This window comes from Psychromonas sp. KJ10-2, assembly GCF_047323255.1.
In the GTDB taxonomy this organism is placed as follows: domain Bacteria; phylum Pseudomonadota; class Gammaproteobacteria; order Enterobacterales; family Psychromonadaceae; genus Psychromonas.
Window position 1 is genome coordinate 2,925,465 of record NZ_CP178827.1, and the last position, 23,908, is coordinate 2,949,372.

At 40.0% G+C, this 23,908-nt stretch carries 20 protein-coding genes and 6 pseudogenes; 14 read left to right on the forward strand and 12 right to left on the reverse strand.

The annotated features are described in order from the left end of the window. Nucleotides 1–76: 76 nt before the first annotated feature. Nucleotides 77–1,022: pseudogene (locus tag ACLKL2_RS14185) on the reverse strand (LysR family transcriptional regulator). A gap of 115 nt (nucleotides 1,023–1,137) precedes the next feature. On the opposite strand from ACLKL2_RS14185, the pseudogene ACLKL2_RS14190 reads away from it, so the two are divergent. From ACLKL2_RS14190 to ACLKL2_RS14200, 3 genes and pseudogenes are all read left to right on the forward strand, one after another. Next, nucleotides 1,138–2,314 (forward strand): annotated as a pseudogene (locus ACLKL2_RS14190) (efflux RND transporter periplasmic adaptor subunit). Then, on the forward strand, nucleotides 2,314–5,484 hold the full coding sequence (locus ACLKL2_RS14195) for an efflux RND transporter permease subunit (protein WP_413692230.1): 3,171 nt from the start codon (nucleotides 2,314–2,316) through the stop codon (nucleotides 5,482–5,484). Before ACLKL2_RS14190 ends, ACLKL2_RS14195 begins: the two are co-directional and overlap by 1 nt. A gap of 126 nt (nucleotides 5,485–5,610) precedes the next feature. Beyond that, nucleotides 5,611–6,631, forward strand: a pseudogene (locus tag ACLKL2_RS14200) (zinc-binding dehydrogenase). Nucleotides 6,632–6,702: 71 nt separating this feature from the next. On the opposite strand, the pseudogene ACLKL2_RS14205 reads toward ACLKL2_RS14200, so the two are convergent. Beyond that, nucleotides 6,703–7,418, reverse strand: a pseudogene (locus ACLKL2_RS14205) (UTRA domain-containing protein). A gap of 201 nt (nucleotides 7,419–7,619) precedes the next feature. Here ACLKL2_RS14205 and ACLKL2_RS14210 point away from each other — a divergent pair. From ACLKL2_RS14210 to ACLKL2_RS14240, 7 genes are all read left to right on the forward strand, one after another. Further along, complete coding sequence (locus ACLKL2_RS14210) at nucleotides 7,620–8,675, forward strand: ABC transporter substrate-binding protein (protein ID WP_413692232.1); 1,056 nt, start codon at nucleotides 7,620–7,622, stop codon at nucleotides 8,673–8,675. Between the two features lie 12 nt (nucleotides 8,676–8,687). After that, entirely contained in the window at nucleotides 8,688–9,491 is an 804-nt protein-coding gene (locus ACLKL2_RS14215) for an alkaline phosphatase family protein (protein ID WP_413692234.1), read from the forward strand. A 124-nt stretch (nucleotides 9,492–9,615) separates the two neighbouring features. Beyond that, entirely contained in the window at nucleotides 9,616–10,101 is a 486-nt protein-coding gene (locus ACLKL2_RS14220; RefSeq protein WP_413692236.1) for an ABC transporter permease, read from the forward strand. Further along, complete coding sequence (locus tag ACLKL2_RS14225) at nucleotides 10,098–10,364, forward strand: hypothetical protein (protein WP_413692238.1); 267 nt, start codon at nucleotides 10,098–10,100, stop codon at nucleotides 10,362–10,364. Before ACLKL2_RS14220 ends, ACLKL2_RS14225 begins: the two co-directional genes overlap by 4 nt. Further along, entirely contained in the window at nucleotides 10,357–11,142 is a 786-nt protein-coding gene (locus tag ACLKL2_RS14230; RefSeq protein WP_113817447.1) for an ABC transporter permease, read from the forward strand. Before ACLKL2_RS14225 ends, ACLKL2_RS14230 begins: the two co-directional genes overlap by 8 nt. Then, nucleotides 11,142–12,161 (forward strand): ABC transporter ATP-binding protein, encoded by a 1,020-nt coding sequence (locus ACLKL2_RS14235; protein ID WP_413692240.1) that lies wholly within the window; start codon nucleotides 11,142–11,144, stop codon nucleotides 12,159–12,161. The genes ACLKL2_RS14230 and ACLKL2_RS14235 overlap by 1 nt, the downstream gene beginning before the upstream one ends. A 1-nt stretch (nucleotide 12,162) precedes the next feature. Next, a complete protein-coding gene (locus ACLKL2_RS14240; RefSeq protein WP_413692241.1) occupies nucleotides 12,163–12,828 on the forward strand; it encodes an HAD family hydrolase in 666 nt (221 codons plus the stop codon). A gap of 78 nt (nucleotides 12,829–12,906) precedes the next feature. Here ACLKL2_RS14240 and ACLKL2_RS14245 read toward each other — a convergent pair whose 3' ends face one another. Together ACLKL2_RS14245 and znuC are read right to left on the reverse strand one after the other, a co-directional pair. Beyond that, nucleotides 12,907–13,743 (reverse strand): iron chelate uptake ABC transporter family permease subunit, encoded by an 837-nt coding sequence (locus ACLKL2_RS14245; RefSeq protein WP_258546944.1) that lies wholly within the window; start codon nucleotides 13,741–13,743, stop codon nucleotides 12,907–12,909. Further along, entirely contained in the window at nucleotides 13,685–14,476 is a 792-nt protein-coding gene (znuC, locus tag ACLKL2_RS14250) for a zinc ABC transporter ATP-binding protein ZnuC (protein ID WP_413692242.1), read from the reverse strand. Before znuC ends, ACLKL2_RS14245 begins: the two co-directional genes overlap by 59 nt. A 141-nt stretch (nucleotides 14,477–14,617) precedes the next feature. On the opposite strand from znuC, the gene ACLKL2_RS14255 reads away from it, so the two are divergent. The 3 genes and pseudogenes from ACLKL2_RS14255 to ACLKL2_RS14265 all read left to right on the forward strand — a co-directional run. Then, on the forward strand, nucleotides 14,618–14,890 hold the full coding sequence (locus ACLKL2_RS14255) for a metal ABC transporter solute-binding protein, Zn/Mn family (protein ID WP_413692243.1): 273 nt from the start codon (nucleotides 14,618–14,620) through the stop codon (nucleotides 14,888–14,890). Nucleotides 14,891–14,977: 87 nt separating this feature from the next. Continuing rightward, on the forward strand, nucleotides 14,978–15,208 hold the full coding sequence (locus ACLKL2_RS14260) for a hypothetical protein (RefSeq protein ID WP_413692244.1): 231 nt from the start codon (nucleotides 14,978–14,980) through the stop codon (nucleotides 15,206–15,208). Continuing rightward, a pseudogene (locus tag ACLKL2_RS14265) lies at nucleotides 15,160–15,717 on the forward strand (zinc ABC transporter substrate-binding protein); the annotation flags it as partial. The gene ACLKL2_RS14260 and the pseudogene ACLKL2_RS14265, both read left to right, overlap by 49 nt. Nucleotides 15,718–15,778: 61 nt before the next feature. Here ACLKL2_RS14265 and ACLKL2_RS14270 read toward each other — a convergent pair. The 5 genes and pseudogenes from ACLKL2_RS14270 to ltnD all read right to left on the reverse strand — a co-directional run bounded on the left by ACLKL2_RS14270 (nucleotide 15,779) and on the right by ltnD (nucleotide 20,888). After that, nucleotides 15,779–17,235 (reverse strand): annotated as a pseudogene (locus ACLKL2_RS14270) (GntP family permease). Between the two features lie 72 nt (nucleotides 17,236–17,307). Then, nucleotides 17,308–18,090 carry a 2-oxo-tetronate isomerase gene (gene otnI, locus ACLKL2_RS14275; RefSeq protein ID WP_413692245.1) on the reverse strand — a complete coding sequence of 261 codons (783 nt, stop codon included), beginning with the start codon at nucleotides 18,088–18,090 and terminating at the stop codon, nucleotides 17,308–17,310. Continuing rightward, a complete protein-coding gene (locus ACLKL2_RS14280; protein WP_413692246.1) occupies nucleotides 18,090–18,722 on the reverse strand; it encodes an aldolase in 633 nt (210 codons plus the stop codon). Before ACLKL2_RS14280 ends, otnI begins: the two co-directional genes overlap by 1 nt. Further along, nucleotides 18,719–19,984, reverse strand: coding sequence for a 3-oxo-tetronate kinase (otnK, locus tag ACLKL2_RS14285; protein WP_413692247.1), 1,266 nt, complete (start codon nucleotides 19,982–19,984; stop codon nucleotides 18,719–18,721). The genes ACLKL2_RS14280 and otnK overlap by 4 nt, the downstream gene beginning before the upstream one ends. Before the next feature lies 1 nt (nucleotide 19,985). Continuing rightward, entirely contained in the window at nucleotides 19,986–20,888 is a 903-nt protein-coding gene (ltnD, locus tag ACLKL2_RS14290) for an L-threonate dehydrogenase (RefSeq protein ID WP_413692248.1), read from the reverse strand. Between the two features lie 284 nt (nucleotides 20,889–21,172). Here ltnD and ACLKL2_RS14295 point away from each other — a divergent pair, with 284 nt between their 5' ends. Then, the gene (locus ACLKL2_RS14295) at nucleotides 21,173–21,937 is read left to right on the forward strand and encodes a DeoR/GlpR family DNA-binding transcription regulator (RefSeq protein WP_113820569.1); all 765 of its coding nucleotides are present in this window, start codon (nucleotides 21,173–21,175) and stop codon (nucleotides 21,935–21,937) included. A 41-nt stretch (nucleotides 21,938–21,978) separates the two neighbouring features. Here ACLKL2_RS14295 and ACLKL2_RS14300 read toward each other — a convergent pair whose 3' ends face one another. The 3 genes from ACLKL2_RS14300 to ACLKL2_RS14310 are packed head-to-tail and all read right to left on the reverse strand — an operon-like array spanning nucleotide 21,979 to nucleotide 23,906. Further along, on the reverse strand, nucleotides 21,979–22,776 hold the full coding sequence (locus ACLKL2_RS14300; protein WP_113820568.1) for an amino acid ABC transporter ATP-binding protein: 798 nt from the start codon (nucleotides 22,774–22,776) through the stop codon (nucleotides 21,979–21,981). Nucleotides 22,777–22,796: 20 nt separating this feature from the next. Beyond that, nucleotides 22,797–23,456: an amino acid ABC transporter permease gene (locus ACLKL2_RS14305; RefSeq protein WP_413692249.1), complete on the reverse strand. Its 660-nt coding sequence runs from the start codon at nucleotides 23,454–23,456 to the stop codon at nucleotides 22,797–22,799. A gap of 12 nt (nucleotides 23,457–23,468) precedes the next feature. After that, complete coding sequence (locus ACLKL2_RS14310; RefSeq protein ID WP_413694330.1) at nucleotides 23,469–23,906, reverse strand: amino acid ABC transporter permease; 438 nt, start codon at nucleotides 23,904–23,906, stop codon at nucleotides 23,469–23,471. Nucleotides 23,907–23,908: the final 2 nt, after the last annotated feature.

Sequence of the window (23,908 nt, forward strand, 5' to 3'; positions counted from 1 at the left end):
ATTACTGTTTTTTATATACTTAATGAGGTAATTAGTGCTCACATAACCTATGAACACTGTGCATTATAGTTACTGTTTAAGCTTGATACAGTTGATCAAAGTCTGGGATCGACTGTTCCCAGATAGGGATTTCTTTACCTATATATTCACGTACTGCATCAAAGAATAGACGTGTTCTCACCGGTAAGTCTCGATGTGGATAAACGGCGTACATTGGATGGTAATCTTCTAATATTAAGTCAGGTAAGAGAGGAATCAATAAACCCTCCTTGATTTCATCATTAATCATAAACGCTCAGGGTAATCGAATAAGCACTGCCTGAGAGTACTTTCATTAGTAATGTTTCAGGATCGTTACTGCGAAAAATACTATTTATTTTTTGTTCCTGAGCAACCCCATTTCCATCAATATATTTAATTTCTCCGACTCGAATGGTTGCGTTAGCAAAACTAGCAGCGGGTAAGTTAAGCAAGTCTTCGATTTTCTCTGGTAAGCCGTAATGTTTAATAAATTCTGGTGCGGCTAGGATTAATAAGCGGTTTCGCGCGAGTGGTCGAGAAATTAATGAAGAGTCTTTAGGTTTGCCGATACGAAAGGCTAAATCGAAACCTTCTGAAATAATATCTACTACGCGGTCATCTAAACGTAATTCCACTTCAACCTGTGGAAAACGTTTTTGAAAATCATTGATAACAGGTTGTAAATAACGTCGGCCAATAATAGAGGAGCTAGTGATTTTTAAGATGCCGCGTGGCTCTTGGTGGAAGTTTTCAGCTAAACGAAGTGTTTCACCCAATAGTTCGCGTATTTCTACCGCTTTTTTGGTCATCTCTGCGCCCGCGGCGGTTAACGAAAATGAACGGGTTGAGCGATTCAATAAGCGAACGCCTAGTTCATCTTCTAAACGACTAATTTGTTTAGATATCACCGAGCGATCTATATTTCGGACTTCTGCTGCTTTGGCAAATGAGCCCTGTTCTACTACTTCGAGGAAAATTAAAAGGCGGCTAGTGGTATCCATATGGTACTCCTGAATGTTTATTGTTGCTATTTTGGCACTAATGAATTTAAAAAACGATGCTTTTTGTGCACTAATTTATTCCGTATTATGCCACCATCAGAAAAGGAGCATCGCTATGCGCAAATATTTCATGACAGCAATGATGGCTGTTACCACTCTTACTTTAATCGGCTGTGGAGAAACACCTAGCCAAGCAGCAACTCAACACCCACTTCAGCCAATTGATGTGGCTCAGGTGTTAGTTAAGCCCGTGCAAAAGTGGTATACCTATACCACACGTTTGGAGGCTCCTGAGCAGGTATCATTGATGCCACGAGTTTCTGGTGTGATAGAGCAAGTCTCTTTCCATGAAGGTGACCATGTGGAACAGGGCGATCTGTTATTTAAAATCGATGACCGCCCATTTGCTGCGGTTGTTGCCGGTTTAAAAGCACAAGTACAGAGTTCTGAAGCGTCATTACAACAAGTGCGTAGCGAAGCACAACGTGCATCTCGTTTGATCAAGAAAAAAGCTATTTCTACAGAGTTAGCTGAATCTCGCGCATCTGCTTTAACACAAGGTGAAGCACAATTGGCGGCATTAAAAGCACAATTAGTGGCTGCTCAGCTTGATTTAGACTTTGCGACTATTCGCTCTCCGATTGATGGAGTGATTCTCACGTACTAATGTGACTAGAGGTAATAACATTCTTGCAGGGCAAACGGTGTTAACTTCAATCGTGTCAAATAAGAGTATGTATGGTTACTTTGATGTTGATGAGCGTACTTGGAACAGCTCATTTAATGACGTGACTGCCGCTAGTAAGCAAAAAGTAGTGATGCAAAAGGTAGGTCAAAAAGATTTCCCATACCGAGGTTATATCAACTTTATCGATAACCGAATCAATGCTGCAACCGGTACTTTGCGTGTTCGAGCTGTGTTTGAAGCACAAGACGAAAGCTTACGCGCGGGATCATTTGCACGTATTAGATTAGCGGCCAATGATATTACTGAACAAGTTGTAATCCCAGATCGTGCGATTGGTACTGACTTAAACAACCGTTTTGTATTGATCGTCGGTGAAGATAACGTACTGCAATACAAGCAAGTAGAAGTAGGTGACCGTTACGGTAAGTTACGTGTGATCACATCAGGTCTAACTGCATCAGATACGATTGCAGTGAATGGTCCAGCTCGTGTTGGTCCAGGTATGCGAATAAAACCTAATTTAGTGACTATCGATAGCAGTGACATTACTTTCACACTGTCTTCATTAGATGAGTCACTGACAGCAAGCACTAAGGAACTGTAATGAAGTTTTCTCATTTCTTTATTCAGCGCCCCATTTTTGCGGCGATGTTATCGCTGGTGATCTTGATTGCTGGTGGGATTTCATTATTCCAATTACCAGTCAGTGAATACCCAGAAGTTGTACCACCAACAGTAGTTGTATCTGCAAGTTACCCTGGTGCTAATCCGACGGTTATCGCTGAAACAGTGGCAACACCCTTGGAGCAAGAGATCAATGGTACGGAGAACATGTTATACATGTTCTCACAGGCAACCAGTGATGGTGCGATGACATTGACGGTAACTTTTGCTTTAGGCACGGATTTAGACCGTGCGCAAGTACAAGTTCAAAACCGTGTAAACAGTGCTTTGCCACGTTTACCTGAAGAGGTGCAGCGTTTAGGGGTTGTCGCTGAAAAATCTTCTCCAGATTTAACCATGGTGGTGCATCTTTATTCACCTGACAATAGTGTAGATACCGCATACCTTTCAAACTATGCCGACTTAAACATCAAAGATGAAATTGCACGTCTACCAGGTGTTGGTGATGTTCGATTATTTGGTGGTGGTCAGTACTCTATGCGTGTTTGGTTGAACCCAGATGCATTAGCAGCAAGAGACTTAACCGCAAGTGATGTAGTTAATGCATTAAGTTCACAAAATCAACAGGTTGCAGCGGGTAGTTTAGGCGCGCAACCAGTCCCTACAGATAGCCAATTCCAAATATTATTAAATGTAAAAGGGCGTTTAAATAATATTGAGGAGTTCCGTGATGTGATTATTAAAGTCGGCGACCAAGGGCAGTTAACACGCTTATCTGACGTTGCTCGTGTTGAATTAGGCCAAGATAGTTACTCACTGCGTGCCGAATTAGATAATCAGCCTGCCTTAGCGATACCTGTGTTCCAGCGCCCTGGTTCGAATGCCATTGAGTTATCGAATCAAGTACGTGAAACCATGGCGCGTTTATCCAAAGCTTTTCCAAATGGTGTTGAATACGATATCGTATATGACCCTACCGTGTTTGTACGTGGCTCTATCGATGCGGTTATTAGCACTTTATTAGAAGCGATTGTGCTGGTTGTATTAGTAGTTATCGTATTCCTACAAACATGGCGTGCCTCTATTATCCCATTAATCGCTGTACCTATCTCTTTAATTGGTACCTTCGCTGTGATGCAGTGGTTAGGTGTGTCGATTAATACCTTGTCATTATTTGGTTTGGTATTAGCGATTGGTATTGTTGTTGATGATGCGATCGTGGTGGTCGAGAACGTTGAACGAAATATAGAAAAAGGCTTATCACCACTTGAAGCAACACGTGTTGCCATGAGTGAAGTAACAGGCCCGATTATTGCGATTGCTTTAGTGCTGTCAGCGGTATTTATTCCAACGGCCTTTATTAGTGGTTTATCAGGACAGTTCTACAAACAATTTGCTTTAACGATCACTATCTCAACGATCATTTCAGCCTTTAACTCATTAACCTTATCGCCAGCATTATCGGCATTATTATTAAAATCACACGATAGCAAGCCAGACTGGTTTACCCGTGTGTTAAATAAATTATTTGGACGTTTTCTGTTTAAACCGTTTAATCGAGTTTTCGATAAAGGCGCAACAGGCTATGAAAAAATGGTTAAAAAACTAATCCGTTTAAGCGTGATTGTGATGGTTGCTTATGTGGCGCTAGTGGGTGGGACGGTTAAATTATTTGATTCGGTACCAGGTGGATTTATCCCACAGCAAGATAAGCAATATTTAGTTGCCATTGCACAATTACCGGATGCAGCAAGTTTAGATCGTACTCAAGAAGTTATCTCTGAAATGCAGAAAATTGCATTAGATGTACCGGGCGTTGCACATACGGTTGCTTTCCCAGGTCTATCGGTGAATGGTTTTACCAACAGCCCAAATAGCGGAATAGTATTTACCCCATTAGAAAGCTTCGATAAGCGTACTGATCCAAGTGAGTCGGCAATGGCGATCGCGGCAACCTTAAATCAACGTTTTGCTGCCATCGATGAAGCTTTTGTGGCGGTTTTCCCACCCCCACCGATTCAAGGTTTAGGAACAACAGGTGGCTTTAAGTTACAAATTGAAGATAGAGCAAATAAAGGTTTTGATGCACTATTTGGTAGCTTACAAGCAGTGATTGCAGAAGCACGTCAAAACCCAGCATTAGTCGGGCTTTACTCAAGCTTCCGTATTCAAGTACCGCAAATGGATATTAATGTCGACCGAGAGCAAGCATTAATTCAAGGTATACCATTGGACGAAGTATTTAATGCATTACAGATCTACCTAGGCTCTGTGTATGTAAATGACTTCAATCTATTTGGACGTACTTACCAAGTGAATGCGCAAGCCGATGCAATTTATCGTCAAGATCCTGAGCAAATACTGAACTTGCAAGTACGTAATAGCGCAGGAAACATGGTGCCATTAGGTTCTGTATTAACGGTTGTACCAAGTATTGGCCCAGATCGTGTAATGCATTATAACGGTTATCCAAGTGCTGAATTAAATGGTAGTCCTGCTCCTGGTTATAGTTCTGATCAAGCACAAGCTGCCATTGAGAAAGTGCTAGCAGATACATTACCAACGGGCATCGAATATGAATGGACAGAGGTAACTTACCAACAAGTACTGGCTGGTAATACGATGGTTTATGTATTCCCATTAGTTGTATTGTTAGTATTTATGGTACTTGCGGCGCAATATGAAAGTTTACGTTTACCATTAGCGATTATATTGATTGTACCTATGACTATCTTCTCTGCCTTATTAGGTGTGTGGTTAGTTGGTTCAGACAATAATATCTTTACGCAAATAGCCTTAATTGTATTAGTGGCATTAGCCTCGAAGAATGCGATCTTAATGGTCGAATTTGCAAAAGATCAAAACGATACTGGTTTATCTCATTTTGAAGCTATTTTAGCAGCATGTCGTATGCGTTTACGTCCGATATTAATGACCTCAATTGCATTCACTGCTGGTGTGGTTCCATTAGTATTAGCAACCGGTGCAGGTGCAGAGATGCGTCATGCTATGGGTAACGCGGTATTTGCTGGTATGATCGGTGTAACAGTCTTTGGTTTATTACTAACACCAGTGTTCTACATGTTAGTGAGTAAAACTAAAAAGGGTAGCACTGAGCCTGAAAAGCAACTTGAGTCATTAGGTAAATAAACGATTTACTAATTCAACTTCTCCTTCTGTGAGCCACTTAGCTTCACAGTGGGAGAATTCGTTCAAAATAGATGTGCAATATTGTAATTATTCACATAGACATGGTTGTCATACTTAGAGGTAGACATGCCTGATTTTCAAACATCAATACAGCAAACTATTCCTAATACAATGCAAGCCTTAGCTTTGTCTGAAGCCAATGATGCATTTAGCCTATCTGAAATGACCTTTCCTATTCCACAATGCGAACCCGATGAGTTATTAGTTAAAATCGAGTATGTTGGATTAAACCAATTAGATGGCATGTTTGCCAAGCAAGGTTTTAAACCAAGAAAGTATCCTTATATTGTTGGTTTGGATGCGGTTGGTATAGTGGTGAAAGCAGCACAGGGGTTATATCCGAATGTTGGTGAACGCGTTATGTGGCACGCTAATATTGCTCAACAAGGTGTGTTGAGTGAATACGCTAAAGTGCCTAACTTTGCGGTGTCTGTTGTACCCGATAATATTTCTGCTCAGCAAGCTGCAAGCTTACCCTGTCCGGTATGATGGCTTTGATCTGTTTAGATAAATTGCACTTGAAAGAGGGTGATACAATCTTAATTGAAGCAGGAGCGGGGGCGATTGGCCAATTTGCTATTCAGTTTGCAAAACAGCGTGGCGCAGATGTTTTTACTACGGCTTCAAAATGTAATCACAAGCTGCTTAAACAATTGGGTGCAGACTTTGTGTTTGATTATAAAGATAAAAACTCTGTAACAAAATTAAAAAGGATCTTGGTCCAATGGGTTTTGATGCGGTATTAGATTCTGTTGGTGGAGAGGCAACCCTGCGCAACATTGAATTGATGCGATTCTGTGGGCGTATTGCTTGTTTAAAACCCTTACCTACCCTTGACCATGATTTAATGTACCTCAAAGCACCGAATATCAGCGTTGTTTCTTTAGGTGGGGCATGGATAGCAAAGAGTCTCTGTGCACAACAAAAGATGAGTTTTTTGGGTAACTTATTACTGGAAAATCTAGTAGAAAATAAGATTAAATTACCACAGATTTCTGAAGTAGAGTTTGATCAAAAATCAGTGACAGAAGCCTTACATCGTCAGCTCAATGGCGGTTTTACGGGTAAGTGTATCGTCAAAATTTAAGATCCTTTTTAGCACTGATAATCCTTTTTAGCTCTGTGAACCACAGAACTCAACTAAGCTGTTTTTATAGGCTAGTTATGTTCAATACTATCAATGCTGATCATCACTGCATCGGGACGCCAATACTCAAATTCACAATCAATAATTTGCCCCTGCTGATTGTAATTCACTCGACATATTTTGAGCACTTGTTGTCCCGCACTGATATTAAGCGCTTTTGCAACATGCGCAGGAGCAGCTGCAGGTATCACATCAAAACGTGAACGGCTGGTAGTAAATTGATATTTGTCTTGGTATAACTGCGTTAATGATTGGGTCAGGTTTTCTGCAATAATCCCCGGAAGAAATGGCTAATTAAGCAATTTTCAACAAATAATACGACTCTACCATCGATATAACGTAATCGTTCGATCACATGAATCTCAGTTAATTCCTTTAATTCTAATACCTTAGCATAATCACTAGGCGCCATAATTGTGCTGACATTAATTAATTTTGTTTCAGCAATACGATTTTGTTCATTAATCATTTGATTAAAATGACAACGTGATAACGGGTTGTAATGCACTCGTGGTGGTGAAACAAACCAACCTCTTCGATCTTCTCGATAAATCAGCCCTTCGGTTTCTAATGCACCTAATGCATCTTTAACACTAATACGTGTGGTGGAGAAAAGCTCACTTAACTCACGTTCCGAGGGTAATTTTTGCAGGGGTAATAACGCTCGACCGAAAATTTGTTCACGTAAAACATCTTTCATTTTAGGGTTGTCGGCGTTTCTTTTCATAATTGAGCTAGTCCAGTTTTTTTTCTATTTGTTTGTTAACTATACATTAATATCAGTAGACTTGGTGTTTAAAGGGTTAATTTCAAAAATAGTTCACAAAAAGTTTAAAATAAAGTTTCAACTTACTGTAAAAAAATGTAATGTTTCTCTTGTAGTATGAAAAATGAACTCACTGAACTAGTCCAGAGGATGGGAAGTAAAATGAATACATTTAAAGTTACAACAACACTAATTGCACTCTCTTTATCACAATCACTTTATGCTGCTGAATCAACGAAGATAGATTCGCTCGTGGCTGCTGCTCAAAAGGAAGGTCAAGTTTACAGTATCGGGATGCCTGATAGTTGGGCAAACTGGAAAGATACTTGGGCAGATCTAAAAACACAATATGGTATCGAACATCAAGATACTGATATGAGCTCTGCGCAAGAAATTGCTAAATTCGATGCAGAAAAATCTAATGCAACGGCCGATATCGGCGATGTGGGTTTTGCTTTTGCACGTGTTGCAGTGAAAAAAGGGGTGACTCAGCCATATAAACCAAGCACCTGGGATGATGTTCCAAATTGGGCAAAAGATGAAGATGGTCATTGGGCATTAGCTTATACCGGCACTATCTCATTTATCTCTAATAATAACTTAGTGAAAGATGCACCAAAAACATGGGCAGATCTATTAACGGGTTCTTATAAGGTAACTGTGGGTGATGTGGGTGTTGCGTCACAGGCAAATAATGCGGTATTAGCTGCCGCAATTGCGAACGGTGGTGATGAAGGGAACTTAGATCCTGCCATTGAGTTTTTTGGTAAATTAGCTAAGCAAGGGCGTTTATCATACACCAACCCAAGTGTTGCTAATCTTGAAAAGGGTGAAATAGAAGTCGCTATTTTATGGGACTTTAATGCACTTAACTACCGTGATCAAATTGACCGCTCTCGCTTTACGGTGAACATTCCACAGGATGGCTCTGTTATCTCAGGTTACACAACTATCATCAACAAATGGGCTAAAAACCCGAACGCCGCAAAATTAGCGCGTGAACATATCTTTAGCGATGCTGGCCAAATCAATTTAGCCGATGGTTATGCTCGTCCAATCCGTACTAGTGTGACATTACCTGCTGATATCCAAGCTAAATTGATTCCAAATGAACAGTACAAATCAGTTCATCCAATCACAGATTTTGCTGCTTGGGAAAAATCGGCACGTAAATTACCACGTCAATGGCAAGAAGGTGTGTTAATTCACCAAAACTAATAAGGGGCTCAAATGAACGATAAGGTTATTCTTGTTGTTCTTGACGGCTTAAACCTAAAAGTAGCTCAAGATTGTTTGGGCTACTTAAATGGTTTAGTAGAGTACAAGAAAGCAACTCAATACTCGCTGTACAGCGAACTTCCATCTCTTTCTCGCCCTTTATACGAATGTATATTAACGGGTGTGACACCGATAGAAAGTGGTATTGTGCATAATAATGTAACACGTCGATCGCTGTTTGAATCGGTGTTTAGTTTGGCTCAAGCACAAAGTAAAACAACTGCAGCTGCCGCTTATCATTGGGTTAGTGAACTTTACAATCGCTCCCCTTATGATCCAGTGAGAGATCGTCATACACATAATGAAAGTTTACAAATTCAACATGGCGTTTTTTATCATTGGGACCATTACCCGGATGAGGCATTGATATTAGATGGTGAGTATTTACGCCAAGAGTTTGATCCAGATTTCCTATTAGTACACTCCATGAATATCGATGATACCGGGCATAAGTTTGGGTTAGATTCACCGGAATACAGAAATAGTGCGCGTCATGCCGATATTATTTTATCTAATTTTTTACCGACTTGGATCGAAGAGGGTTACCAAATTTTGATCACCAGTGACCATGGTATGAATAACGATAAATCACATGGTGGCACCTTAATTGAAGAGCGTGAAGTCCCGCTGTATGTAATTGGAGATCGCTTTAGTCATCTAGATGTTGCGATTAAACAAACTGAGCTCTGTGGTTTGGTATGTGAAGTCCTAGGATTAACACACCAGAAAGCATTTAATGAAGATGCATTGGCTTAACTAAAGGATCGTTTATGAGTAGTACAAAGCCCATGCAACAAGGGAAGTTTACGTTAAGAAAATATAAACCAGTATTATGGTTATTACCTTTTATTGCTTTCTTTATCTATTTCAGATCGCGCCTATGGTGTGGGTATTAATTAATAGTTTTATTTACGAAGGTGAGTGGACTATTGAAAATTATAGTGAAATATTTGATTCTGCTTTTATCTTACAAGGTTTTAGTAACAGTCTTTGGATCTCTTTTTGGTCAAGTCTTATTGGTTTGATTTTAGCTGCTATTTTAGTGTCGTCATTGCGTCATCTTAACAGCAGAATACGTGATGCGATTGTCGCCTTTACCAATATGAGCAGTAATTTTTCCGGTGTCCCTCTCGCTTTTGCCTTTATTATTATTTTGGGCACCAACGGTGCGGTAACCCTGTTATTGAGACAGTGGGGGTTACTAGGAGACTTTGATCTATATAGCAAGTCTGGTTTGCTTGCGCTTTATATCTACTTCCAAATTCCATTAGGGGCGTTATTACTGTACCCGGCTTTTGATGCGTTGAAAAAAGATGCCTATGAAGCGTCACAGTTGTTAGAGCAAGCTCTCGTCAATATTGGATGAAAATTGGCTTACCTATTCTATCACCTGCTTTATTAGGGACGTTTATTATTCTATTTGCTAATGCCATTGGTGCCTATGCCAGTGTTTATGCATTAACTAATGGTAACTACAACATGGTGACCATACGTATCGCGAGTTTGGTGTCAGGGGATCTCTTTTTAGAGCCTAATTTAGCGGCGGCAATTTCGGCGTTATTAATGTTATTACTCGGCTTGATCACCGCGGTTAATCAATGGTTAATTGCAAGGAGTTACCATGGATAACAATAATTTACTGTTTCACAAAAGCGTTGTTTATGGGCTTTCAGGACTACTGTTTATTCCGATCTTAGCAACCTTAATCTATTCGTTTTCCTCTAGTTGGGGAGCGACCATGTTACCAGATGGATTTACCTTTAAATGGTATACACAGTTATTAACCGACCCACGCTTTTTAGAAGCTTTTGGGCGTTCGTTATTTATCTGTATCTCATCGTTGATCTTAGCCATGGTGTTAGTGTTGCCGATGATCTTTGTGGTGTTTTACTATTATCCTGCATTAGATAAGGTGATGAATATTCTAATATTATTACCTTTTGCAGTGCCACCAGTGGTGTCTTCAGTGGGGTTGTTACAGTTATATGCTGACAGTTCAGTGCAATTAGTGGGAACACCTTGGATCTTAATCGGTACCTATTTCACTATTGCTTTGCCATTTATGTATCGTGCCATCTCTAATAGTTTTACCTCCATTAACCTCAGAGATTTAGTGGATGCTGCACACCTGTTAGGAGCGAGTACCACAAAAGCATATTTGTTGATTATCTTACCTAACTTGAAGAAAGGCTTATTAGCGTCGACATTTTTATCTTTTTCCTTTTTATTAGGGGAGTTTGTCTTCGCGAATATTCTGGTGGGAACGCGTTATGAAACCCTACAAATCTATCTATATAACATGCGCCAAACTAGCGGCCATTTCACCTCAGCTTTAGTGATGACCTATTTTGCTTTTATCTTTGTATGCACTTGGCTAGCCACCCGTTTCAGTAAAGGGAATGAATAATGAGTTATGTAAAAGTTAGTCAATTGGCTAAACGTTTTGGTGATGTCACCGTTTTTGAAGAGATTGATTTCACCATTGAGAAAGGTGAGTTTATTACCTTATTAGGCCCAAGTGGCTGTGGTAAGTCGACTTTATTACGCAGCCTAGCTGGATTAAACCAAGTCGATGCGGGTGACATATGGGTTGATCAAGAGAACATCACTCATACCGCACCACAACTGCGCGAAATAGGCATGGTATTTCAATCCTATGCACTGTTTCCTAATATGACCGTGTTAGATAACGTTGCCTTTGGGTTAAAAATGAAAGGCATTAATAAAGCTGAAGCACGTGCAGAAGCAAAGCGCATGATTGACCTAGTTGAGCTAGATGGTAAAGAACAATTTTATCCTCGTGAATTATCGGGTGGTCAAAGACAACGTGTTGCCTTAGCTCGCGCTTTAGTGGTGAAACCTCGTATTCTGTTATTGGATGAGCCATTATCAGCTTTGGATGCAAAAATACGTAAAAGCCTTCGTCAACAAATATTAAAAATTCAAAGAGAGTTAAATTTAACCACTGTGTTTGTAACTCATGATCAAGAAGAAGCGATGTTATTGTCAGATCGCATCTTTCTAATGAATCAGGGGGCGATCGTACAACAAGGTAAACCAGAAGATATTTATACTAAACCAGCTAATGAATTTGTTGCTTCTTTTATGGGGCACTACAACTTAATTGAGACGGAAACAGCAAATCAGTGGTTTAAGTTAGATAGTCAACAAAAGGTAGCGATTCGCCCTGAGTCTATTTATATCAAAGAAGCAGGTCGTCAATATGGCGATCATATCTCAGTGGCTAAACAGGGCACTGTGTTATCTCATCAGTTACTAGGGAATGTTATTCGCTACAGCATTGAGGTCGAGAAACAAGCCTTAACAGTTGATCTACTTAATCGTTCTTCAGAGCGTTTAATGGCTGCCGGAAGCACCCTTGAACTACTGTTTAACTTAAATGAAATACAACCGGTGAGAGCATAATATGAGTAAGCCACTACATATATTTGATATGGACGAAACCTTAGTGAATGGAGATTGTGCTAGTTTATGGAGTGCATTTCTGGTCAGAAAAGGAGTGGTCACAGATCCGGATTATCTAGCAACAGATCAAGCCTTGATGGAGCAATACGCCAAAGGCGAGCTAGATATGGAAGAGTATATTGTTTATACCCTAGCGCCTATTACGCATATTCCTCAGCATGAAATAGATAGTTTGGTGGATGAGTTTGTTGCTAGTGATATCTTACCCTTAGTATTCCCTGAAGCGCTAACCCTGGTGAAATCTTTAAAAGAGAGTGGTGTTGCTTGTTTAGTGATTTCAGCGACGGTGACTTTTATTGTCAAAAAAGTCGCTCAAGCGATTGGGATAGAAGATGCGTTAGGTATTGAACTCGTCAGTAAAAATAACTGTTACTTTAATCAAGTCACTGGTATTGCAACCTATCGTGAAGGGAAAATATTACGCTTACAACAATGGTTAACTGAACAGACTAATAGCTTTGATGAAATACACTTTTATAGTGATTCAATTAATGACTTGCCGTTATGTGAATATGCCGATTACGCGTATTTAGTAAACCCTTGCGAGCGCTTATCCGCAGAAGCACTTAAACATCCTGAATGGCAGATTTTTGAGTGGGGAAGTTAAACTAGTTTAAGAATTTATGTGCGAGAATATTAAAAAGAGCTCAATTTGAGCTCTTTTTAATTAGATAAATATTGTTTCTTAATGTCTTTTCGGTAATAAGATACTGCCAATAAACAAGATACAACCAGCGACCACGATTGTAGGGCCTGATGGTGTGTCGTATTGGAAAGATCCCAATAAGCCTAATACAACACTGACTCCGCCAATTAACATCGCAATTAAGGCCATGCTTTCAGGTGTGTTAGCAAAGCGTCTCGCTGTTGCTGCTGGAATAATGAGTAGTGCGGTGACCAGTAACATCCCAACCACCTTCATCATAATCGCTACAATCAATGCAATTAAGCCTAGGAATAACCAGTTGATTCGATCAACAGGAATCCCCTCAACACGTGCCAAATCTTCATGAATAGTAATCGATAGCAGTGGTTTCCAAATCCAAATCAAACCAAGCAAGGCAACTCCGCCTGCTCCGTAGATCCAAAATAGATCACTGTAACCAATCGCTAAAATATCACCAAACAGATAACTGACTAAGTCGATTCTGACGTTATCCATAAATGCCAGGGCAACTAACCCGAGGGATAAAGCTCCGTGGGAAAATATCCCCAATAATGTATCACTGGCTAACTGGCGTTGATATTGGCTAACAAACAGTAAAATCGCTAACATTTGGCAAATAAGGAAAATACCTAAGGTTAGATTAATATGTAAAAGAAAACCTAAAGCCACACCAAGTAAAGCTGAGTGTGCCAATGTGTCACCAAAATAAGCTAAACGTCTCCACACCACAAAAGATCCAAAAGGGCCTGCAACCAGTGCTACGCCTAATCCACCTAATAGCGCTCTTAATAAAAAATCATCCATTGTGATTATGTTCCCCGTCACCGCAGCATTCATGATTGTGATCATGGTCATGCTGATGTTCTTTGTCATGTACGTAAATAGCTAAATGTCTTGCCGCATAAGGACCAAATAAAGCTGTGTAAGCAGGATCATTGACCACCACTTCTGGTGTTCCGCTACAACAAATATGTTTATTTAAACAGAATACTCGGTCAGTAGATGCCATTACTAAATGTAAATCATGGGATACCATCAAAATAGCGCAGCCGCGTTCGGTACGTACTCGACTGATCAAGTCATATAACTCAACTTGCCCGTGTACATCAACGCCTTGAACCGGTTCATCTAAGACTAAAATGTCTGGGTCACGCATTAATGCTCTAGCCATTAATACACGTTGTAACTCACCACCAGATAGATTTTGTAACGGAGAATCGATTACATGCTCTGCCCCCACATCTTTTAATAAACTTTCAAAGGAATGTTTATTGTGCGCTTTAGCTAAGGCTAAAAAGCGTCTTACTGTGATTGGGAAAGTCGGGTCGATATGCAGCTTTTGCGGCACATAACCAATGGTGATATTCGACGCGAGAGTCACTGAACCTGAAGTTGGTTTTTGTAAACCCAGTGCAACACGTAATAAAGTTGTCTTACCCGCTCCGTTAGGCCCAACGACGGTAACGATTTCGCCTCGGTGCAACTCTAAGTCGACGGATTCAAGTAAAGAACGTTCACTTATCGTTAAATTAACGCTGGTTAAGGTGAGGAGCGGTTGGCTCGTATCCTGTTTTTTTGAGGTTAGCATGTTTTGCAAAATACCATTATTTGAAGTGTTCCTGATCGGTGTTTTGTCATGATCTAAACAAAGTATGTTTCAGTAGATAGTTGACAATAAAAAATGTTATATTATAACATTGACCATATCAACTATATTAAAGGACTAAACATGAAAAAACTATTATTTATTTGTCTATCTGTATTTGTACTGCCTTTGCAGACATTGATGGCAGATGAAACGGCTAAAGTGGTTGTTAGTATTAAACCACTGCACTCATTAGTAAGTGCTGTCATGGAAGGCGTCGCAACACCTACCTTATTAGTTAAAAAAGGTTCTCCACATGCTTATTCTCTTCGTCCTTCAGAAGCAAGAGCGTTGGCAAATGCTGACCTTGTAGTTTGGATTGGTCATGAGATGGAAAGCTTTTTGAAAAACCATTAGAGACAGTTGCAGACAATGCAACGCAATTAGAATTAGCTGAAGTACTTGAACCATCATTATTAAAAACACGTAATGGTGCAGAGTGGGATGAGCATGAACATCACGATGAACACGGTGATGAGCATGAAGAGCATGCAGCACATGACGACCATGATGAAGATCACGAAGGTCATGAAGAGCACGCAGCACATGACGACCATGATGAAGACCACGAAGGTCATGAAGAGCACGCAGCACATGACGACCATGATGAAGATCACGAAGGCCATGAAGAGCACGAAGAACATGCTGGTCACGAAGAGCATCATCATGGTGTAAATGATATGCACCTTTGGTTAGATCCTAAAATGGCTCAGAAAGTGGTTCTTGAAACAGCTAAAGCATTAATTGCAATCGACCCTGCACATGCAGCGCAATACCAAGCAAATGCAGCTAAAGTAAAAGAAAAACTAGTGTTATTAGATCAACAACTAGTGCAAAAATTAGCACCAGTTAAAACTATCCCTTACCTAGCTTTCCACTCTGCATACCAGTACTTTGAAGTTGCTTATGATTTGAATGCGGTAGGTTCTGTAACCATTGACCCAGATAGAAAACCTGGCGCTAAAGGCATTAGTGAAATTCGTGAACGTGTAAAAAGAACGGGAGCTAAAGCGGTATTTAGTGAGCCACAATTTGAATCAAGTTTAGTAGAGACAATTATCGAAGGGTCTGGTGCGAAAACAGGTGTCTTAGATCCATTAGGTTCTGATATCGAACAAGGTCCTGAAGCTTACTTCATCTTATTAAACAACCTAGCTGATAATTTAGTAACAGGTTTAAAATAAGCGAACTATTTAAGTTACCCTTAAAGCAAAAGGCCTAGTATTTACTAGGCCTTTTTTGTTTTTATTGCGCCATTGCTAATTGGCTAGGGGATGCTGGATATTTTATTTTTATCCAAGCCATAATCATTCCTAGAATCGCAATAGGGACAACAGGGTCAATCCAAGTGCCGCCTTGACCGAAGATTAAGTTTAATATCATTATGATACTTGCACCAATTGCCCAAGCTACAGTGGATGATACTGACCAAATTCTTAATTGATCCGCTAACTCAGTAATACCAAGCGTACGATTAATAATATGGAAGTATGAATCATTTAAGTGTGAGAACCCAACAGGTCCAACAGCACAGGCTAATGCAACAAATACTGGGTCTAAACCTAAGGTATCTACTAATGGTAAAGTCATTGTTGCTGCTACCATCATTGAAGCTGTCGCAGAACCTTGAATTAAACGTAACATTGATGCGATGGCTAAGGGCACTAGTAATGGTGGGATGCCACTACTTGCTATCGCTTCTGCAACCTGTGGTCCTGCACCTGATGACTTAAGTACTGCACCCATTGCACCACCACAACCCGTTACAATTAAAATTAAACCAGTTGTTGATAATGCGTCATCCATTGAACCAACCATATCTTTACGCTCAATATTACGAGTTAAGCCGTATAGAGCCATTAACACACCTAAGCCAACAGCCACTACTGGGTTACCAATAAGTTGGATAGTTAAGTGGAAAAATGAGCTACCTTCACCAAACAAAGTATCAATAAGGATCAGTGCGATAGGGATTAAGATTGGACCGAATGATAAAAAGTTACTTGGCAGTGTGCTTTCGTCAGTAGCTTGTACTTTTTCAAGGTTAGCCCATTCAGCAGCATTTGTGATCCATAAGTCACCATTAGGTACGCGGTAATATTCATTACCCACGCGACGAATGTAAATCATAGAAAGTAACATCATAGGTACTGATACTAATAGTCCCCACATCATGTACTCGCCAAGGTTAACACCTAAAATCCCCGCTACAGCAACTGGGCCAGGAGTTGGTGGCACTAGTGCATGAGTAATCAGTAGGCCTAATGCTAATGTAACACCAAGTCCTACTGCAGATTTTCCTGTATCACGTGAAATAGCACGAACTAACGAGTGTAAAATGATGTAAGCCGAGTCACAAAAACTGGGATCGCAACAAGTACACCGGTGAATCCAAGCGCTAAATCTTCACGCCCTTTACCACATAATTTAACGAAGGTTTTGGCCATACGAATTGCTGCACCAGAACGTTCAAAACAGGCGCCCATAATCACACCAAATGCGATGATTAGACCGATACCGCCTAAGACGCCACCAAACCCAGATTTAATTGCTCCAATTAAGTCAGAAGGGACCATACCTGCAAACAGGCCCATGATAATACTAGCGATGATCATTGCTAGTGCTACAGGGATACGTGTTTTTACAATCATTAACATCATGGCTATGATGCCAACAATAATTCCAATCAGTGCTCCATCCATGAGGAACTCCTTTTAATTAAATAAGTAGGTTAAAAAGTTAATTAAATAAACTATTTAATGGTGGTTTTAAGGTTAATGGTTACAAGTAGGGGCAACCCAATGTAAGCCATCTTCAGTTGTTGTTTTAGGGTTATATTCGCAGCCAATCCAACCATGGTAACCAGATGCATCTAATGCATTGAATAAATATGGATAATTTATTTCACCAGTCAGGGGTTCATTTCTAGATGGGACAGAAGCGATTTGGATATGACCTGTTACATAAGCCAGATCTTGGATCAGTGTGGTTAAATCACCATCCATAATTTGCGCATGATAAAGGTCAAGTTGAAGTTTTACGTTTGCTCTGTCGACTTGCTTGATCAACTTTGCAGCTTGTCTTTGATGAGCAATAAAGTAATTAGGTGCATCACGTGAATTTAATGGTTCAATCATTAGTTCAATACCTTGCTTGGCAAAGGCATCAGCAGCATATCTAATGTTGTTAACAAACGTGCTGGTATGTTCTTCAATGCTATAATTTGGGTCGATCATGCCAGACATAGCATGTACTTTTTTACAGTTTAATGCTGTTGCATAATGTAGCGCTGTTTCAACACTGTCACGAAACTCTTGCTCTCTTCCTGGTCTAGCCGCTAAGCCTCTTTCACCGGCATCCCAATCGCCCGGAGGCATATTAAATAAAGCTTGTTCAAGCTTGTATTGTTGTAACTTTTGGGCGACAACATCAGCTGCAAATGCGTAAGGAAATAAAAACTCTACGGCTTTAAAACCTGCGTTGTGAGCGCGTTCAAATCGGTCTAAAAATTCGACTTCAGTGAAAAGCATGGTGAGGTTTGCTGCAAACTTAGCCATTATTTTCCTCTCCCTTTTAAGTCTTCTACTTCAACATCGGTTAAATAGCGTGTTGGTTTATCTGCTAATAACAGCGCTAATTTTGCTGTTTCTTCTAGCTCTTCTGCATTATCTACAGCATCTAAAAAGTCAGTGCCTGTGATAATTGGGCCGTGGTTTGCTAATAAAAAGGCACGGTATTTTCCTGCTAACTTAGATAACTCTTGTGCAATCTCTGGTGCACCTGGACGGTAATAAGGGATCACAGGTAATTCACCAATTCGCATCACATAATAGGGAGTGAAGGCTTTAATTGCATTGCTGTAATCTAGGTCTTCTAAACAAGAAAGCGCGGTTAAATAGGTAGAATGTAGATGTACAATGGCATTACACTCTGGATCTTTTTCATAGATAGCTAGGTGAAAAGCCACTTCTTTCGAAGGGCGTTTACCGGAGATATGTGCGCCAGTATTATCTACAACAGAGAGTTCATCTGCTACTAGGCGGCCAAAAGATGAACCCGTAGGTGTTGCTAAGAATTGCCCATTTGGCAACTTAACAGATAAATTACCAGCGCCACCAGTTGCATAACCTCGTTCAAACATAGAACGGGCAAGGTCAACCATTTGTTGTCTTAATTGAGCTTCATTCATTGAAAATACTCCTGCGCTTTAGTGAAGAAAGTAGGGTCGCCAAAGTTACCTGATTTTAATGCTAGAGAAAGGTTGTCATTGACAGCTTTAACCCAAGGTACTCCTGGTGTGATTTGTGGGCCGATATGAAAACTGTCTACTTGTAAGCTTTGAGTCACAACACCTGATGTTTCCCCTCCAGCCACAATGAAGTTACATATACCTGCCGCTTTTAATTGAATTGCTAGGTCATTAAAGAAGTTTTCTACTGCAAGGCTTGATGCTTCTGCACCGTATTGCTGTTGAATTTTATGTAATGCATCAGTATCTGCGGTTGCATAAACAAGAGGGGCCAATTCATTAGTTGATTGACTCATAACCCACTCACAAACTTGTTTGCTGTAGTCCTGTTTATTTAGGCAATCTTCCACATTGATTGCAAAGTGTGGTGCTGTCTTTTTGTAATGAGCAACTTGTTGATTGGTCATCACAGAGCAAGACCCTGAAAAGATAACCGTTGGTAATTTTGATGGGTAACCTGCTTGTTTTGCTTGAGTTTGATCTCGTAAATGTGCAGACCAATTTTTAGCAATACCCGCTGCTAAACCTGAGCCGCCAGTGACTAATTTAAGTTGGTGAACGGCTTTACCAATTTCATTTAAATGATTGGCATTGAAGGCATCCACTACTGCGTAACGTTTACCTTCTGTTTTAAGTTGCTGAAGTTTGTTAACGATATTATCAGCACCTTGCTCGATATTAAGATAATCCACTAACCCTGTTGAGCCTGTTGAGCCTGTTGCCTGTGCGTCCATCAGTTGCATCAAGTTAGAGTTAGTCATTGGCGTTACTGGATGATTACGCATGCCAGATTCGCTAAGTAACTGTTCAAATACAAATAGATGTCCGTTAAAAACAGTGCGTCCATTGACAGGAAGAGCAGGGCAAATAACTGTAAAGTCTTCGTTTAGCTGTTCAAGTAAAGCATCGGTAACTGGCCCTATATTGCCTTTTTCAGTACTGTCGAATGTTGAACAGTATTTAAAATAAAACTGTTGGCAATTTTGTTGTTGAAGCCAAGTTAATGCCGCAAGCGAGTCGCTAATTGCTTGTTCAGTTGGGCATGAGCGAGATTTTAAACTAATTACAACAGCATCTGCGTCAATGCTCATTTCCTTATCTGGAACCCCATTAACTTGAATAGTACGCATACCATTTTCAACTAGGAAACCAGCAATGTCAGTCGCACCTGTAAAATCGTCTGCAATTACACCAAGTAACATATTATTTCTCCACGCCAGGTAATGTGATGCCATCAAAGACTTTGATCACTGCACTATCATCTTCTTGTCCATGACCTGCATTACTGGCAGAAATGAACATATTTAATGCGGTACTTGATAGCGGTAATGGGAATTGCAGATCTTTTGCTGTATCAGCGACTAAGTTGAGATCTTTAACAAAAATATCGATCATGGATTTTGGTGAATAGTCGCCATCTACTACATGCTTCATTCTGTTTTCAAACATCCAAGAGTTTCCCGCTGCATTGGTCACTACGTCATACATTAGGTCTAAAGGAATATTCGCTCGAGCCGCTAATGCCATTGCTTCAGCACCCACTGCGATATGTACACCTGCTAATAATTGATGAATAATTTTTACCGTTGCACCAAGGCCTATTTGTTCACCTATGTTGTAAACTTTGGCTGCCGTTGCATCGAGTACTGGTTTTAGTTTTGAGAAGGCCTCTGCTGAACCTGAAGCCATGATTGTCATGTCACCGGTTGCTGCTTTAGCTGCGCCACCTGAAACTGGCGCATCTAGCATGATTAGGTCGTGTGCCTTAAGTTGTTGTTCGATCTGCTTGGCATCGTCTGCAGAAATTGTTGCTGATACCATGACCACGGTTTTTGGTTTTAAACTAGCCGCTAGACCCGTTTTAAATAACACAGTGTTAACTTGTTTAGCGTTAACAACCAGCACTAATACCGCATCTAATTGTTGAGAAAAGTCTAATGCATTGGTTGAAACCGCTTTAGCACCTGCGTCACTTAATGTTGCTAGGGCAGCTTCGTTTAAATCAATACCGTAAACATCTAAGCCTGCATTAATACAAGATTTTGCAGCACCCATGCCCATTGAGCCAAGTCCAATGATTCCAATTGATTTCACTTCATTTGACATGTTGTCTCCGTTAAATAGTTGTTAATTTATGTTTGTGGAAAGGAGTATATATACTCATATTAATAAATAATGCGTCATTAATCACATTACTTAACGTAATTTAACATTATTTAACAATTGTTGTCATTTTAATCATAACTCGCCTCTTTAATGTTATGTTTGAACACTTTTAAAACAAATTTCATCATAATTAAGAAAAACTTACACATAAGTTCACATTTATTAACAACTTGGTGTTTATCTGTTACTCTTTATTACCCCATAGGTGAATAAATAGAGATGTTATGATTCCAGCTGAAAGACAACGTAAAATTCTGTTTATGTTAAAAAGCCAGCAAGTAGTAAGTATTGTTGAACTTGCTGATTTGCTTGATGTTTCACATATGACTGTGCGTCGAGATATAGAAAAGTTAGAAAAGCAGGGGCGTGTAAATTCTGTTTCTGGTGGGGTACAACTTACCGAAGTACTGCATAGTGAATTATCACGTGATATGAAAATAATGCAGTTTTCTCATCAAAAAGAGCAAATAGGTAAACTTGCCGTTGATTTAATATCACCTAATTCAACTGTGTATTTAGATGCAGGGACGACTTCCTTAGAGGTTGCTCATCAATTGAGTAATAGAGGGGATTTAGTGATTATTACTAATGACTTTTCAATAGCAACCTTATTGATGGCTCACTCTTCCCATGAAATTTATCATACTGGTGGTAAAGCAGATCGTGATAATCAATCTACTGTGGGACCCAAAGTCGCTGATTTCTTATTGGATATGAATATAGATATTGCATTTATATCTACCTCATCTTGGAGTTTAAGGGGCTTATCAACACCTAATGAAAATAAGATTACTGTTAAGCGTGCTATTGCTAAGGTATCAAAAAAGGTTTGTTTGATTTCGGATTCGTCGAAGTATGGAAAAATTGCAACATTTCATGCTTTAGATATTGAGAAAATAGACTTAGTGCTCACTGATGCTAATTTATCTGATAATGCAACATCAGATCTGCAAGATAAAGGTGTTGAGGTTATTCGCTCTGATGATTAGTGTATCAGTCTACAGGGGGTAGATTGATACACTCACTTTAATTAAACAATCCCACTATTACGTTCTGACCAGGTACTTAAGAAACTTTTTAAGTTATCTGACTTAGGCTGGGTGAATAAAGTTGTTGGGTCGCCTTGTTCTTCGATTAAGCCTTTGGCTAAAAATACCACTTTGTCTGAAACTTGCGCTGCAAAGCCCATCTCATGTGTCACGATCACCATGGTCATGCCATCGTTCGCTAAAGACTTCATCACCTTCAATACTTCGCCAACTAATTCTGGATCGAGTGCTGAAGTTGGTTCATCAAATAGCATGATTTTAGGATCGGTACCTAATGATCGCGCAATGGCTACACGCTGTTGCTGTCCACCGGATAGTTGTCCAGGGTAAGCATCAATTTTATGTGCCATATCTACTTTCTCTAATACCGACAAAGCTTTTTCGCGGGCAGCTTGTTTATTGAGTTTATGAACTCGTAATAACGGCGACATCACATTCTCTAATACACTCATGTGTGGCCATAGATTAAATTGTTGGAACACCATGCACACTTCTGATAAATCGTTTTGTGTGATGTGACTCGGGGCTAATTGTAGGTTGCCTTGTGCATCTGACCCGTAACCTAATAATTTACCATTAATTTGCACCTCACCTCCATTGTATTGCTCAAGGAAGTTGATGCATCTTAACATGGTGCTTTTACCTGATCCTGAGCCGCCAATGATACAAACGACTTGCCCATAATCGATCTCTAAGTTAATGCCTTTTAAGACTTGGTTGTCACCGTAATGCTTTTTTAAATCAATTAATTTAATTGCTTTATGTGGTTGTTTTTCCATAACTCCTCCAGAGTCTTTAATTAGCTACGCACTAGGTGAATAGTAGCTCGGTTTTCGCACCATTGACCTATTTTGGCAACCAAGAAAGTAATCGCCCAGTAAGCGACTGCTAAAAATAGGTAAGGCTCAATAACACTAAATGTCTGTGTTGACATAGTGACCGCTGCGGTGGTCAACTCTGGCACGGTAATAATAGACAGAATCGCTGATTCTTTAATTAAAATAATAGTTTGATTAATACCAGGGGGAATAATCAGCCCTAGCATTTGTGGAAATTGAATTGAGAATAAAATTTGTCGACGTGAGTAGCCTAAATCATAGGCTGCTTCAATATGGCCTTTAGGAATACTGGCAAACCCAGATCGGTATATCTCAGCAAAGTACGCTGAACCATATAAGCCTAACCCTAAAATCCCAACTTGTTCTGCACTCAGCTCAACGCCTACAAAAGGCCCGCCGTAATACATTAAATACACTTGTACCAATAAAGGTGTGCCACGAAAAATGGTTAAATAAGTTGCGTATAACAGACCGATAAAAGGAATTTTTAAATGACTGATTAGGTGCAGTATTAACCCGCCTATTAAGGCGATAATGATACCCACAGAGCAAACATAAAGGGTGTATATCAACCCTTTTAAGAGCATTGGCCAGTAGGTTATAAAGAGGCTTAAATCCATTGTTAATATTTCCTAATGTGGCGTTAATCGAGCTTCGAGGTGACGCCCGAGCACGCTGATACAAGAAGTCAGTAATAAGTACAGTAATCCGGCACTGACAAAGAACTCAATGGGACGATAGGTGGTAGATGAATAAGTTTGAGTGATACGCATTAGGTCAGTCACTGCAATGGTTGAAATCAATGCTGAGTTCTTAATGATATCTATCGTTTCATTGGTTAATGAAGGCAGAGTATTGCGTAATACTTGCGGTAGCTCGATATAGCGAAAACGTTGCCAAGCACTATAACCATAGCTCCAAGCCGCTTCTTTTTGACCATTGGGGATCACTTGGAAACCACCGCGTAATATTTCAGCTTGGAATGCCGCCGTATTTAAAGAAAGTGCAATGATTGCTGCTGCAATAGGCGGTATATTAATGCCCCAATAAGGCAAAAAATAAAAGACAATCG